This is a genomic window from Geovibrio thiophilus (assembly GCF_004087915.1).
GTDB classification, from domain to species: Bacteria; Chrysiogenota; Deferribacteres; order Deferribacterales; family Geovibrionaceae; genus Geovibrio; species Geovibrio thiophilus.
Window position 1 is genome coordinate 1,856,632 of sequence record NZ_CP035108.1, and the last position, 14,738, is coordinate 1,871,369.

General features: G+C 45.5%; 8 protein-coding genes and 2 CRISPR repeat arrays (1 of these 10 running past the window's edge). Of the genes, 2 read left to right on the forward strand and 6 right to left on the reverse strand.

Annotated elements, in window-relative coordinates; genetic code table 11:
• A CRISPR array of direct repeats spans nt 1-3,108; the repeat unit is 28 nt; unit sequence TTTCTAAGCTGCCTGTGCGGCAGTGAAC (it extends 2,326 nt beyond the left edge of the window).
• Nucleotides 3,109-3,236: 128 nt separating this feature from the next.
• From cas6f to cas1f, 6 genes are read right to left on the reverse strand one after another with little or no spacing between them, the layout of a single operon-like run.
• Nucleotides 3,237-3,800 (reverse strand): type I-F CRISPR-associated endoribonuclease Cas6/Csy4, encoded by a 564-nt coding sequence (cas6f, locus tag EP073_RS08780; protein ID WP_128466779.1) that lies wholly within the window; start codon nt 3,798-3,800, stop codon nt 3,237-3,239.
• Nucleotides 3,801-3,803: 3 nt separating this feature from the next.
• Nucleotides 3,804-4,835: a type I-F CRISPR-associated protein Csy3 gene (gene csy3 / locus EP073_RS08785; protein ID WP_128466780.1), complete on the reverse strand. Its 1,032-nt coding sequence runs from the start codon at nt 4,833-4,835 to the stop codon at nt 3,804-3,806.
• A 17-nt stretch (nt 4,836-4,852) separates the two neighbouring features.
• Nucleotides 4,853-5,770 (reverse strand): type I-F CRISPR-associated protein Csy2, encoded by a 918-nt coding sequence (csy2, locus tag EP073_RS08790; protein ID WP_128466781.1) that lies wholly within the window; start codon nt 5,768-5,770, stop codon nt 4,853-4,855.
• Nucleotides 5,760-7,094 carry a type I-F CRISPR-associated protein Csy1 gene (gene csy1, locus EP073_RS08795; protein ID WP_128466782.1) on the reverse strand — a complete coding sequence of 445 codons (1,335 nt, stop codon included), beginning with the start codon at nt 7,092-7,094 and terminating at the stop codon, nt 5,760-5,762. Before csy1 ends, csy2 begins: the two co-directional genes overlap by 11 nt.
• 58 nt (nt 7,095-7,152) lie before the next feature.
• Complete coding sequence (gene cas3f / locus EP073_RS08800) at nt 7,153-10,329, reverse strand: type I-F CRISPR-associated helicase Cas3f (protein WP_128466783.1); 3,177 nt, start codon at nt 10,327-10,329, stop codon at nt 7,153-7,155.
• Complete coding sequence (gene cas1f / locus EP073_RS08805) at nt 10,326-11,303, reverse strand: type I-F CRISPR-associated endonuclease Cas1f (protein WP_128466784.1); 978 nt, start codon at nt 11,301-11,303, stop codon at nt 10,326-10,328. Before cas1f ends, cas3f begins: the two co-directional genes overlap by 4 nt.
• Nucleotides 11,304-11,472: 169 nt before the next feature.
• Here cas1f and EP073_RS08810 point away from each other — a divergent pair, with 169 nt between their 5' ends.
• Nucleotides 11,473-11,700, forward strand: coding sequence for an antitoxin (locus EP073_RS08810; RefSeq protein WP_128466785.1), 228 nt, complete (start codon nt 11,473-11,475; stop codon nt 11,698-11,700).
• On the forward strand, nt 11,700-12,095 hold the full coding sequence (gene vapC / locus EP073_RS08815; protein WP_430654677.1) for a type II toxin-antitoxin system tRNA(fMet)-specific endonuclease VapC: 396 nt from the start codon (nt 11,700-11,702) through the stop codon (nt 12,093-12,095). Before EP073_RS08810 ends, vapC begins: the two co-directional genes overlap by 1 nt.
• A gap of 58 nt (nt 12,096-12,153) precedes the next feature.
• Nucleotides 12,154-14,399: direct repeats of the CRISPR family, unit length 28 nt; unit sequence TTTCTAAGCTGCCTGTGCGGCAGTGAAC.
• Nucleotides 14,400-14,738 lie beyond the last annotated feature (339 nt).

The window sequence follows — 14,738 nt, forward strand, 5'->3', positions numbered from 1 at the left end:
ATCGACAGATACGCATTTCTAAGCTGCCTGTGCGGCAGTGAACTCGTAAGAGGCTTTAACGGGCTTGACGAGAACTTTCTAAGCTGCCTGTGCGGCAGTGAACAACACTTTCTCCGGGCGAAAGCTCTGGAATGTTTTCTAAGCTGCCTGTGCGGCAGTGAACATGCAATTAAGCGGGTTCTGGCAACATCACGGTTTCTAAGCTGCCTGTGCGGCAGTGAACTTATGTACGTTATGACAAATCAGCAGCTTGAATTTCTAAGCTGCCTGTGCGGCAGTGAACGAGGAATACGAAGGAACCAGCCCCATAGCAGATTTCTAAGCTGCCTGTGCGGCAGTGAACTCAACGTTTGCCCAGACATCATCAAAGCCAACTTTCTAAGCTGCCTGTGCGGCAGTGAACCTATGTATGATCCACCTAGCACCGCCGCTAACGTTTCTAAGCTGCCTGTGCGGCAGTGAACAGAAGGCGCACGCATAAGCGAGATAAGCACAGTTTCTAAGCTGCCTGTGCGGCAGTGAACGGTTATGCCTGTTAAAACCGGTCCTGCATTAATTTCTAAGCTGCCTGTGCGGCAGTGAACTTATATTTATTTTATAAGTATATTCGCTAATTTTTCTAAGCTGCCTGTGCGGCAGTGAACATTTATCGTGGAAAATTTCCCCGATGCGAACGTTTCTAAGCTGCCTGTGCGGCAGTGAACTAAATATCTGGTTTTCTGGCTCTCAACCGGGCTTTCTAAGCTGCCTGTGCGGCAGTGAACGCCGCTTTTCTCGTCACTCGCTTGTGCGTTTTTTTCTAAGCTGCCTGTGCGGCAGTGAACCGCATACAGGTTGAATTTGAGTATGAGGACATTTTCTAAGCTGCCTGTGCGGCAGTGAACTTACTCGTTCTAATGAAACAGCTAAGTGTTTTTTTCTAAGCTGCCTGTGCGGCAGTGAACGCATACCTATTATAAAAACACCATTATCTTCATTTCTAAGCTGCCTGTGCGGCAGTGAACGATAAGTCTGCACCAACATTCTATATTGTTCAGTTTCTAAGCTGCCTGTGCGGCAGTGAACATGCAGCATATCAGTGCTACGATAACAGTTACATTTCTAAGCTGCCTGTGCGGCAGTGAACGAAAAGAAAACTTACCAAAAACAGCCAAATTATTTCTAAGCTGCCTGTGCGGCAGTGAACGTCAATGATGTTAAATGTAATCATGGACGAAATTTCTAAGCTGCCTGTGCGGCAGTGAACGAGTACAATGAGAAAGATTTTTTTGGTTATTATTTCTAAGCTGCCTGTGCGGCAGTGAACTCGGCACGATAGCTGAGGCTGTGGCGCAGAAATTTCTAAGCTGCCTGTGCGGCAGTGAACACGGGAACTTTACCGATGTGTGCGTTATTTCATTTCTAAGCTGCCTGTGCGGCAGTGAACACTAAGTTTCTTGGGAATTTGGGGTCAAACGTTTTCTAAGCTGCCTGTGCGGCAGTGAACTTGCGAAGCTCTGTAAATCCCTGCCTGAGTGCTTTCTAAGCTGCCTGTGCGGCAGTGAACCGGTTCAGCCATGCTGATTATCCCGCTTCGGCGGTTTCTAAGCTGCCTGTGCGGCAGTGAACTTTTCAAAACCTGATGATGAAACATATCTCAATTTCTAAGCTGCCTGTGCGGCAGTGAACAACGCAAGCTTAAAGCAGTATCAGAAGCTACATTTCTAAGCTGCCTGTGCGGCAGTGAACAACGCAAGCTTAAAGCAGTATCAGAAGCTACATTTCTAAGCTGCCTGTGCGGCAGTGAACTTTTCGCAGACCTGAAAGCACTTTGTGAGACATTTCTAAGCTGCCTGTGCGGCAGTGAACATCCCCACCGCTGATCGCTCTGATGAGCAAAATTTCTAAGCTGCCTGTGCGGCAGTGAACGAAAAGATTCTTTGTTTTCAGATATGTTCCGATTTCTAAGCTGCCTGTGCGGCAGTGAACTGTCAGCCGGTTTATGAACGCTGGCTGTTTGATTTCTAAGCTGCCTGTGCGGCAGTGAACGTGTTGGAGTGTGCCATATAGCCTGACGTGTTTTTCTAAGCTGCCTGTGCGGCAGTGAACATGAACATGGTTGTGAACGGCAGTATTGCAGCTTTCTAAGCTGCCTGTGCGGCAGTGAACCCCTGATGTCGATGGGTATGCAGACGCTCACGTTTCTAAGCTGCCTGTGCGGCAGTGAACAGTGATGAATACATAGATCACTGGTGGGGATGTTTCTAAGCTGCCTGTGCGGCAGTGAACAGAACCGAGCCTTTAACAACCCCATCCGCATCTTTCTAAGCTGCCTGTGCGGCAGTGAACGAGGGCGGGGCTTTTATGTGAGCTCCGGCGCGTTTCTAAGCTGCCTGTGCGGCAGTGAACTCTGCGGAAGCAGAGTAAGCACCTTCCCCAACTTTCTAAGCTGCCTGTGCGGCAGTGAACAAGAGAATGTTATCAGAACTGAAATTGAGATATTTCTAAGCTGCCTGTGCGGCAGTGAACGTTGAGGTCTGAAAGGTGAGGTGAGTAGCATATTTCTAAGCTGCCTGTGCGGCAGTGAACATGGTACAGGTTTATCTGAAGAAGAAGTTTTATTTCTAAGCTGCCTGTGCGGCAGTGAACAATGGTTCGGAAAGGTTCGGAACAGTTTTAAATTTCTAAGCTGCCTGTGCGGCAGTGAACGACCGCCGCATGTGGGCTTATTTAGCACTTTGTTTCTAAGCTGCCTGTGCGGCAGTGAACAAGTGAATTTAATATCATCTACGGTTTTTAAATTTCTAAGCTGCCTGTGCGGCAGTGAACACATCAAGAAACTGGTGAACGGCTCCGTTATCTTTCTAAGCTGCCTGTGCGGCAGTGAACTTTACGCTTTTTACCGTGAATGCGTTGACGGTTTTCTAAGCTGCCTGTGCGGCAGTGAACTTACCCTTCCTGTTAGCGAGGGTGTCAATGAATTTCTAAGCTGCCTGTGCGGCAGTGAACCATCGAAAATCCCGGCGGCGATACATGGTACTTTTCTAAGCTGCCTGTGCGGCAGTGAACGATCTGCTAATATAATATCATATTTTTTATCTTTTCTAAGCTGCCTGTGCGGCAGTGAACTGTAGATAGAATAGCAAAAAATATTACACATAAACAACAAACAAATTTTTCATACAAAAAACCCTTTTATTCAGCTATTTTAAAAATGACTGATATAAAAGGGTTTCTAATTTTACTGAAAAAAAGGGTCAAAACCACGGAACGGCAGAAACAGCGCTCAGTCCATATGTGCTGAAGCCTTTTCCATTTCCGGAGTTGCTTGCCTCTTCATGGCGTATATAGAGACGGAATTTCTGTCCTGTGCTTTTACTGTTTAGCGTTATGAAAGGCAGTTCAAGCATCTTCGCTTTTGAGTCTGGAACTCGTAGCATTGCTTCTTCTTCACTCATACCAAACTTTTTAATACTGCGCCTGCGGAGACGTTCCGGGCTGCTTTTTGCCTGTACCCTGCTTACTATGCAGTAGGCAGCATTATCAGGAACCTGACGAATGCGCCCTATTTCCGCATAATCAGCAGTCCTTTCTATCGCCGGATGCAAAACGACGCTCTCCAGCGCTTCTTTTTCCCCATGAACTCTCAGAACTTTGCCAAGGTTTTTCTGTCCGTTCTTTACATCGGGAAAGCTTATGCCCACATCCCCTCTTACCTGTTCAGCGAGAACAAGATGCAGCTTTTCAAAGAGCATATTGAGTATAACCTGCGGGGTGATCTCAGGGTTTTCCCTCACGCGCAAGTCTGCATAAAAGCGCATAGGCTACTCCTTCTCCGCATCGCCGAATACGCCGCCACGGATGAACACAGCCATAACAAAATGCTGGTTTTCAGGAGACGGTTTTTTATCCTTAAGAATCCACCCGTCCAAAAGATTATAGAAGTCTGTCTTATCAACAGGCTGGCGATATGCGCAGCCCTGAGACGTTACTGAGCCGTAGGGCTCCACGGCAATTGGAAATTCAGGGAAATCCGCATACCACGTATCAATTGTTCTTAAAGCGTTGCCCACCTTCTGAGAGTGCATTCCCGCCACTCCGTCAACACTGTAAAGAGTCCTGCTCTTTTTACCTTTTGCATTGGATTTCTCAAGAATAAGCTCCTGTGAAGGGAAAACCTCCTGCCCGTCCCCTATGCGTGCATAAGCCACCACATCGAGCAGAACATAACCTTTCCCGCTGAGTCCATCAGTAATAATCGAACCGAGTTTAGCGGTTTCAGAATCCCCTGAAAAATCATCCAAACGATAGTTAAGAGCATCGAAAGTTAACTTTGCTGCTGAGTTTCCGTTTACCATATGGCTTACTATAACCTCAACCTTTTCAGCACCAATCCTGTTTCTCCATAGGAAACGACCATTTGCTATGTTAATAGCATATCTCTCAGCAAGTGCTTTAAATCCAAACTCCTGCACATAACCATCAACGGTTTCCATCAGTTTCTGTTTATAATCAGGTTTGTTGCATGCAGAAGGAGTGCCCACGCCGCCAATAACCCGAAGAGTGAAACGTACTTTAAGCGTATCTGCATCCGCAGGAAGCGTAACTACATCCACAGTCTGAAGGTTTGGGTTATCCACCATGGAATTAACCTTGTCCGCATTGTCTCCAGTTTTGGTACCGAGCCTGTTGGATATAGTTCCTCTTACTGATTTTGTTTTCACATCAAGAGCTTTCCACATGCCGCCATTTTTTATATTGTCCCATTTACCTGCATAAAAAAGAGCATCCGAAACATCAAGTTTACGCTCAAATGCCAGAACTGAAGCTGTCTCAAGTTTTTTTTCTTTTGCCATCTTATCATCTCCTATAATTATATTTTTTTGTGACCGCAGAGGTATAAACCTTTTTCCGGCTCTGCTTTGTGAAACCATATGAAGTCAGATGCTTTTCCCAGTTTGAGCGGATTAAGCCACTCACCCAGAGAATACGCCGCTTCAACAAAACGGAAGGGTACAGAAGCGTCCCTCACGTTTTTTACTTCCCCTGCCGGATAAAGCGGGGATATAGCGGAAAAACCCACAGGAATGGGAACAAGCCAGCCTTTCTTACTCACATGTTCCCAAGTGACTTTCCCCTCTTCATCCTGCTCCGGCTTATAAGTTACTCCTGCAAAGTGAAGCAGAGCATCAAGTGAGTTAACTTCCGAATCTGTTTTACGCATTTTATTAAGCTGCTCAGACAGATTATCGCTTCTGTCCACCAGAACAAAGCCCGGCAGAAGTTTACGACGAATCTCTGAGAATTTAACTGCATCATCTTCCGCTATGCCAGAATGTTCATAGAGTCCGGGCTTGTTCTTCACGGCATCAATAAAAATACTGCCTCCGGCAAGCCGCATTGAGCCTATTTTTTCCAAAACTTCTGCAAGAAAAGCTTCTTTATCCTCAATACTCCCGTATACGGCTGTAACTATGCTCACAGTGATGTGGGCACGTCCTTCCTCAATTATGCCGGAGGGCTTTGTAACATCCCTGTCGTAAAGCGGAGCACGGTAAAGACGAAAAATATTCGTATAACCTGACTTATGCACCTGAGGTTCAAATTTATGGCTGGAGATCCCTGCTCCGTCCAGCTTTATTCCGTTTTCCAAGCTTCGGCTGAGGGCATGTATGAACCCTGTAAAAGCAAAAACAGCAGGAAATCCCCATGTCAACGGGCCTGAAACGCAGTTGACATTCTGCACCTTCAGCCGGGGGATCAGCATTAAGTAATCCGGTTTACTGTTCATCACGATTCCCCCTCCTCACATCATCAAGAACGTATTCTGCTATTTCGCTCCACACATCCGGATCAGTAATTACGGCATCCTTGTTTTTATCCCTGATCTGCTTAGTCAGCCAGCGGGCAAAGCGTTTTGCCACTTCACCGCACCATTTGCCGCTGATATAAGCTTCTCTGCTCCCCTCAGCGTCTGAAAAAGGATCAAGCCAAAGCTTCTCATAATAATTCAGGCGGCATTCGGGGTTCTTGCTCCATCCGGCAGGCAGTTCCAGCATTTCATAGGATAAATCAGCAAGTTCATATGACATAGCCTTCACAAGGTTCTTAACACCTTCGCGGATATGGAAATTGTCGTAATTACTTTTTGCAAGCTCATGGATCTCATTCAGAAGCTCTTTAACAAATGTGCGGTAGGTAAACCTGCCATGGAATACTGATTCACTGTTAACAGGGGTTAGGGATTTACTTCTCCAGTTAGGCGGTACAGAAGCAAAGAGAACACCTGCCCCATTTCTACCACTATCGCTTCGCAGGCTATTTAGAAAACTGATATTAAGCGCCCTGACTCCACTATAATAATACATATACAAAAGCGCAGGAAAAGTTTTATAACCTGTTTCGTTAACGTCATTATTTTTATGAGCTTTTCTGGCTGCCACAGCAGTATCTGAAAAACGCTCATCCTTCACAATCTCATGTATCTCGTGCACAAGAGAAGTGGGGAAGACTGGGCTGATAAGATGATAACTACCATCACCCAAAGGAAAATAAACCTGCTTCATCAGTGTATGTGATGCAGGAGCTTTAGCTTTAAACATAGCATAAAAAGCATCAATCCATTCATAAGCTTCGTCAATATTGTCGCTCATAGCACCCGCAAGCACCGAAGACCTGCGTGATACCATGTTCAGAAGCTTCTCACCGTTGTGCTCTTTATTCAAAAAAGTAAAAACATCGTTAACCGCTGCATTTCCAGTTCCATCAACGTAAGCAACTTTTGTACAAGATGAGTTAACAAGGTTATTACAATCGGTTTTATCAGATTTAAAATAGATTGGTGATGCTTCTGCCATAGGGTGGGTAAATTTAGGAATGTGAGTGGCAAGTTTAATCTGCTGCGAACGTTTCGCAGCATCCCGCAGCCACTCCTCCCTTCTGTAGTTAATAATGAGAGAATGGATTTTTTCTTCAATCGCATCTCTCTCAAGCTGAGTCGAAGTTTTATCCAGCTTTTTCTTCTGTTCCTCAATCTTCGGCTTCAGCCTTTCCTGAATGAACTTCTCAATAAGTTCTCTCAGGAGTTTTGCCTGAAAATGGTCAGAGTCATTCATACTTTTGCACCTCCGCAAAATTAATTGAAATTATTCATTTTAGACATTAGCTATTTCTTCATTCCTCCTTGAATATCCCCAGATATTCATTATAGCTGTATGAATCCAAATCTTTATCACGCATTGTCAGTGAGAATGTCCCGAAACGTACAGAGCATTCCTCTTCGCTCATTCCTTTAACTTCCGCAAGCTCCTCTATCAGTTCTTCATAATCAAGGGGTATAAAGAAGTCCGCATCAGGTTTACCAACCCACTTGAAGAGTTCGCCATCAACCACTAGCTTACCTTCCTCCAGTCTGTGCATTATCACCGTATTGCTATTATAGACAGGCACGTACTCAATGCTTTTTCCATCCTCTTTTCTGAACGGCTTTTTGTACTGCATGTAGGCAGAAAGATACGCATCCGTATTCCAGAAACGAGCTGTTGTAAAAACTTCCCTGTTTGTTTCATCAGTAAGAACACGCCTCAAACAATAATGCTCAAAGTCAGACAGGTTATCTTTGTGGTTTGCTGCTGTCTTTTCCATAATTCTCGGCAGAGCGTTCACTGTTTCAATCTGTTCTGCCCTAATTAGTTCCGTCATGGTCTGCTTTGACATGCAGGATGAACCTTTCTCGAACCCCGGTCTGCTGTATGGAGCTCCCCGTCCTTTCATCGCATTTATGTTTTTATCAAGCACATAGATATTTACCTTGTCCCACTCTCCGTCCCTGTGTCTGCGGACGCGTCCGGCTATCTGTATGACAGAACGCATTGAGGAAGGCTCTATAACCGCCCAGTCATAGTCGTGATCCCTGCCAACCTCCGCCACCGGAGAAGCAAAAACAATAAATATGTGGTGCTTTTTATCTGGATATTTGCGAACAGAATTGCGGAACACCGGATTTGAAGCGATGTCTTTCCCCTTTCCGCGTTTAAGCAGAGAATCCAGATTTTTTTCTATCTCCGAACGAAGAACCATCGGAAAGCGGGAGTGGTAGCAGCATATATGCACCGCATAGTCATCCCCTGTGTCCTGATCCGCAAAAGCCTTCACAAGCCCGACAAGGTTATTGATATTTGCTATGCGCACAAGCCCGAAACTTGATTCTGCGCCGCTTTTTTCATCCTTAAAGCTGTTATGCCCGTGTAGCTCCTTAGCTGCGTTTATTATTATTTCGATCAACTCTCTGTGGCTGTATACGCCATCCACAACAGGAATAATCGCAGCCCGTCTTCGCACTTCCGATTTGGTCAGTTTCTCCGCTCTTTTTGATGCAAATTCAGAATGCAGACCTGCAAAAACTCCCCCGGAAACATCTGTTTCGGCATGAGAAGTGAACTCATCAAACCAGCCGCAGACAATATTCCGGCTGTGCTCCTGCCCTCTGTTTTTATTATGTGCCTCCCTGCCTGCCGCATACGCCTTGAAAAGCCCTTCAGCTATTGCCGGAGCCACGGTTGCGGAAGAAAGAAGAACCCTGCTCCCCAGAAGTCCGGCAAAGTAAACCAGACGGGTACAGGCATACAAATCATCAATATCATAGTCGTCAGGTTCATCCAAAACCAGATCTCCGGTCATAAGTCTCAGCATGGGAGCAAGCTGCCTCCCTCCTGCTGTTCCTTCCGAGACCGGCATAATATGATCTATTGTGCAGGTCAGAACCGGAGCATTCACAAGCTTGTCTGCACCTCTTGTTCTTTTAAGCCAGTCGCCGATCGGGGAATCGTCAATATTGCCTTCGTATTGGATATAAGAATTTTCAGGAAGCAGCTCTTCTGATGATTCTCCGTATGTTGTATTTTCTTCTTTATTAAGCTCATGAAGTTCCTTCATCGCCATTCCGCCCACAAGCACTGCCAATGTCGAATAATCAAAACCAAGCATATCTGCATATTCATTACCTGTTTGTAAAGTGAGCGTACGCAGCCCCAGAGCAATGGTCATACGGGCTCCGGTATCGCCGTTCGCAAGCGCATACATTATTCTGGCATTGGCAATCGTTTTGCCGCATCCGGTTGATGCCATGTTTATACCGAAGAAGCCGCCTTGCTCTGTAGCCTCACGAACGGAAGAGGCAGTATCATACGCCTTGTCCTGCCATCTGAATTTGCTTAGTGCGCTCCTTTCTCTGAGGCGTTTATGAAACCCCAGAACAGGCAACGATTTCCGCAAACCCGGCAGACCGTGCATAATTTGTCCGCAAAATTTGTGCACTCCCAGAAGGTGCTCATCTAACTTCTGGTTTTTAGTTTTAGCGCCTCTATCGGCATTGGCTGTATTGGCGTAAAGCGGGAAATCAGGATCGCCGTTTACTCTATCCAGACTGCTTTTTAAGGATGAATAAATATGATCCCCAAGCATCAGCACCATACGGGAAATATTTATAATGTAAGGATCATAAAGCTCTGTAGTGAAGATATTCTGATGCTGTAAAGTACGCTTTGCTGCCTTTGCGGCAGCCTTTCTCCATTTTTCGCTATCCGCAGGGGTTCCCATAGGGAATTTAAAATAGCCATCAATCGCATCTTCATCAGTAATACTTGAGCGGCACCATTCGGCGTTTATGGCCTCCGGAAGATTATCAATTTCATTAGGCTCATCGTTATACGGCATTCTGTGATGGGAAACTATCAGCCAGCACACGGCAGAAGCAACAGGCGGCAAACCGGAAAACGGCTTTGCCGTGTTTTTAGGTTTAATAACAGAGGATGGAAAACTTATATCCCCATCTGCCAGTCTGTTCAGCCAGCCCGTGTCATCATCTGAACCGATAAACTGCTTTATAAGCAGCACTGAGAGCCATTCATGACGGATTAAGCTCTTTTGAGGTTTTGTATTTTCCAGACTTTTCTGGAAGCTTTCGCAGCTTTTACCTAAATCATGAAGAAGAGCGGCGAGAGAAACCAGAAGCTTGATGATTTCACCTGTCTGCCAGTCATTTTCAGAGTCCGAACGGAGGATTTTTCTTTCTGTTCTGTTGGTGGGAACCGCACCGCCGGAATTGAAGGATGAGGCATTGCCAACGATCCACATCAATTCCGTTCTGTTTTTCCCACGTACCCAGTGGCAAGCTACGGCTGTGTTTTTTCTGGCTGTTTTGCGCAGAAGCGTCCGCACAGTTACCAGTCCGGCATGAGTAATGGATGTCTGCCATGTGCGGTCTCCAATACGCTCGGCAAACTGGTCCAAAACCCTGCGTGTTTCTTTCAGGGCGTTTTTATGGCATTGGGAAACAAAAATAACATTCATCGGCAGCGACTCTTCATCTCAGACGCAACCTCTTTTACAGTATCTATCATAAAATCGAGACATTCATTCTGAACAAGAGAATCTATACATCCCTGACGAAACATACGCTCATCGTCACCGTCACGAGCTGAAATAAACGCAAGAGGAAGGATAACGGAATCCTTGATAAGATCAGCTATATCAAAAACCAACCCGCCACGTCTTGTTTTTCCATGCAGAACGGCGAACCCGTGCGGCAGTCCCAACACCCACGCAACCGTAGCCCCCAGACCATAGGCAAGGTAATTGCCGTGATCAAGGAATCTGTTTGCCATATCTGTTCCGCTGCCTCGTTTTGCTCTGGTAAAATCTTCATAACCGGATGCTTCGGCGGCAAGCTTATAAAGCAGTTTTGTGAGCTTCGCCTCTGAAGAAAGAAGATCTTCCGTGCTTTTTGCTTCCTTTATTTCAGCAGAAACCTTCCCCAGAGCCTTTTTCAACATGTTTTCATTAATCTCAAATCTCTTGTCTTCAAAAAACCTGCTGTTAAGCCATTTTTTACCTATCATCTCTATGCGTGCATGTTGAAACATTTTTGCAGCCTCAAGTCTCAGCACATCATCAAACCAAAACTTCGCCCACGCCTGTAAATATTCTGTGGGACGATACTCAGACTGGGGTGAAAACCACATAATGTCAGTATTCATTTCCATCGCACTGAAAAGAGGCGTTCCTCCACCGCCGCAAAAACCAACCATAACCCCTGCTTTGGAAAGTTCACGTACCGCCGCCTGAGTCAGCGATGTGCCGGAACCAAGAAGGAGCACTGTTGTATTGGCAATGGGGATATTGTAGTAATTTGACTCCTTCCCTTTTTCCACAACGTATTCGACACGCCCGCCATTCACCAGCACACGGCAATGTTCGAGATAGTATAGATTTGCCCGCTTGGAATGCAGTATGGTCTTCATATCGGATGGAGTAAATGAGTCCACTGTTCTCCCCTTGTTTTTTTCAATAATTATAGCATAGATGCAAGAAAGTTTGCTTTTTGTTATTCATTATCTGTCTTTGAGGCAGTGAACAAAATGTTTTTTCAAAAACATTCCATAATCAGGTTGCATAATCCCGTATATCTTATATTGTATATACATGAGGTGCGCCATGAGCTATGCAAAGGTTTTTAAAAGCGGAAACAGTCAGGCTGTGCGGCTTCCAAAGGAATACAGTTTTGATGTTGACAAAGTTCGTATAAAGAAAATAGGCAACATGATCATTCTGGTGTCAGAAGGCGATGTCTGGGAAAATTTCAGGCTCTCTCTTGATATGTTTGACGGCTCATTTATGAACGAGAGAAACCAGCCTGAGATTCAGGAAAGAGAGGTCTTTTAATGTACATGCTGGATACGAACATCTGCATTTATATCATCAGACAGAAGCCTATGGAAATTGTTGATAAGTTTCAATCATTTCCTCTGGGTTCAATCGGCATTTCCGTTATAACCCTTGCTGAACTTGAATACGGTGTAAGTAAAAGCCAGAACATTCATAAAAACAGGGACGCCCTAGCACTGTTTGTGGCGCCGCTTGAGATTTTGGATTTTGACAATGCAGCGGCGGCGGCTTATGGAGAAATACGAGCCGAACTTGAAAAAAATGGAAATGTCATAGGTTCAATGGATATGCTCATAGCCGCCCATGCAGTTTCAATTAATGCAACTTTGGTAACAAATAACACAAAGGAATTTGAGAGAATAAAAAAACTGAAACTCGAAAACTGGGTGTAGAAATAGCTGCCTGTGCGGCAGTGAACACGGTGTCGTCTCTTATGAATGCCCGCATTGCTTTCTAAGCTGCCTGTGCGGCAGTGAACGATCTGCGCTGTAGCCGAAATGTGGGGTCGATTTTCTAAGCTGCCTGTGCGGCAGTGAACACAGGGGGAAAAGTGGCAGGAAAACAGCTTAATTTCTAAGCTGCCTGTGCGGCAGTGAACAAGTATCTGAGTTTTCAGCCGAAGATTATTCCTTTCTAAGCTGCCTGTGCGGCAGTGAACTTTCAGCTAGAAAAAGGCTCTTAAGCTTGACATTTCTAAGCTGCCTGTGCGGCAGTGAACCGGAAGAAGAAGAAGAAGATAAGGCAAAATTTCTAAGCTGCCTGTGCGGCAGTGAACGATCATTTTTCGTGCGGTCTATCATTTATATTTTTCTAAGCTGCCTGTGCGGCAGTGAACTTTTTTGTCATTGATGCGGAATGGCGAGATGATTTCTAAGCTGCCTGTGCGGCAGTGAACGAAAATCGTCTGTAATGCAAGATAAATCACAATTTCTAAGCTGCCTGTGCGGCAGTGAACAATTGCCGCCCGCTGCTGAAGAGACAGGCTAATTTCTAAGCTGCCTGTGCGGCAGTGAACAGAAAATACTATTAGAGGAAAGGCTTACCATTTTTCTAAGCTGCCTGTGCGGCAGTGAACGTTATGAACAGCGCTCCGCCGCATGGCTGAAATTTCTAAGCTGCCTGTGCGGCAGTGAACAGCCAGACCGAGATCGCACCCGGCTTTTGAATTTTCTAAGCTGCCTGTGCGGCAGTGAACTGTGCCTGATCTTCGTCAACCTTGAATCTGGCTTTCTAAGCTGCCTGTGCGGCAGTGAACGTTCCGAGGAACATCAGGGACATACTTAGAGATTTCTAAGCTGCCTGTGCGGCAGTGAACGGGTAGTGGGGAAGGAGTCTCCTTTGCTCTCATTTCTAAGCTGCCTGTGCGGCAGTGAACGATTACCACACTGAAACAGGCTGAGGCTGACATTTCTAAGCTGCCTGTGCGGCAGTGAACTGATACTCGCTGACCTCACGGGGCGCATGAGCTTTCTAAGCTGCCTGTGCGGCAGTGAACACGACAGCGGGCAGCTTTTTGTGAAGTGTTCATTTCTAAGCTGCCTGTGCGGCAGTGAACGACAAGCTCACGGTTTTGACTGGTTCGACTGCTTTCTAAGCTGCCTGTGCGGCAGTGAACAGCGTACGGCGCGCCACACGCCCGCCGAGCGTTTTCTAAGCTGCCTGTGCGGCAGTGAACAAACCAAAGGCGCTTCGGCACGTTTGCATATCTTTCTAAGCTGCCTGTGCGGCAGTGAACCTACTGCCGTCAAAATTGCGGGGATTCGTAATTTTTCTAAGCTGCCTGTGCGGCAGTGAACAGCTGCCCATTGCGCTGATTTTTTTTGCTAGGTTTCTAAGCTGCCTGTGCGGCAGTGAACACCCTTATACCCTTTTTGGCTTCTCTATTTATTTTCTAAGCTGCCTGTGCGGCAGTGAACCCCTTTTTAAGGTGGGGGAGGGGCTTTAGGTATTTCTAAGCTGCCTGTGCGGCAGTGAACGGTCAATCATCTTCGTTTCCGATGGTTCTGCATTTCTAAGCTGCCTGTGCGGCAGTGAACGATTATTCCGGACTGGAGAAAAACCAGATCAGTTTCTAAGCTGCCTGTGCGGCAGTGAACAAGACTATCTCCGTTGTCTTGCAGAGGATTACTTTCTAAGCTGCCTGTGCGGCAGTGAACATGAAGTTTCATCAACTGGTGATCATATTATATTTCTAAGCTGCCTGTGCGGCAGTGAACATCGAAGTTATCGCACATCCGTCATCGGAATGTTTCTAAGCTGCCTGTGCGGCAGTGAACAATATAGACATGAAAATGTAAAACTTCCAAAATTTCTAAGCTGCCTGTGCGGCAGTGAACATGAAATTCTAAAATCAAGAACTGGTGGAATATTTCTAAGCTGCCTGTGCGGCAGTGAACGCTTTAATGTGTGATAAGGATTACGCTGTTAATTTCTAAGCTGCCTGTGCGGCAGTGAACTTTTTCTCGAATGCGGGGCGTGATGAAATTATTTTCTAAGCTGCCTGTGCGGCAGTGAACTTTATTTCATCAACGACCGTGCCTTGGAAACTTTTCTAAGCTGCCTGTGCGGCAGTGAACCTTCTGCTCCATTAATTTTAATAGTTTTATAATTTCTAAGCTGCCTGTGCGGCAGTGAACTATTTGCTAGTCAAACTATAAAAAATGCTAAATTTCTAAGCTGCCTGTGCGGCAGTGAACTGAACATTTAATATCAGAAAATACTAGCGTAAAACAGAAAATATTGGAATCATCAGAAAAACCCTTTTTTCAATTCATTATATATGGCATTGATAATGCTGATGTTATTTTTTAGATAAAAAAAAGGGGCAGAATAAGCCAGCCCCAAGCCATCTTATTTTTCATTTATGTTTCCTATAAAAAACAAAGAAACTGAATTTTTTTTTAAAATCTTCTGAACATTCTTTTTCAGCCGGCATTCGGCTCTTTGTAAGCTTGCCTACAATAAACAGCGTTTTGGAAAAGCATGTGTTTAATTTTTCACTACTGATAAAATGTTCAAAACTTTTTATCATTGTT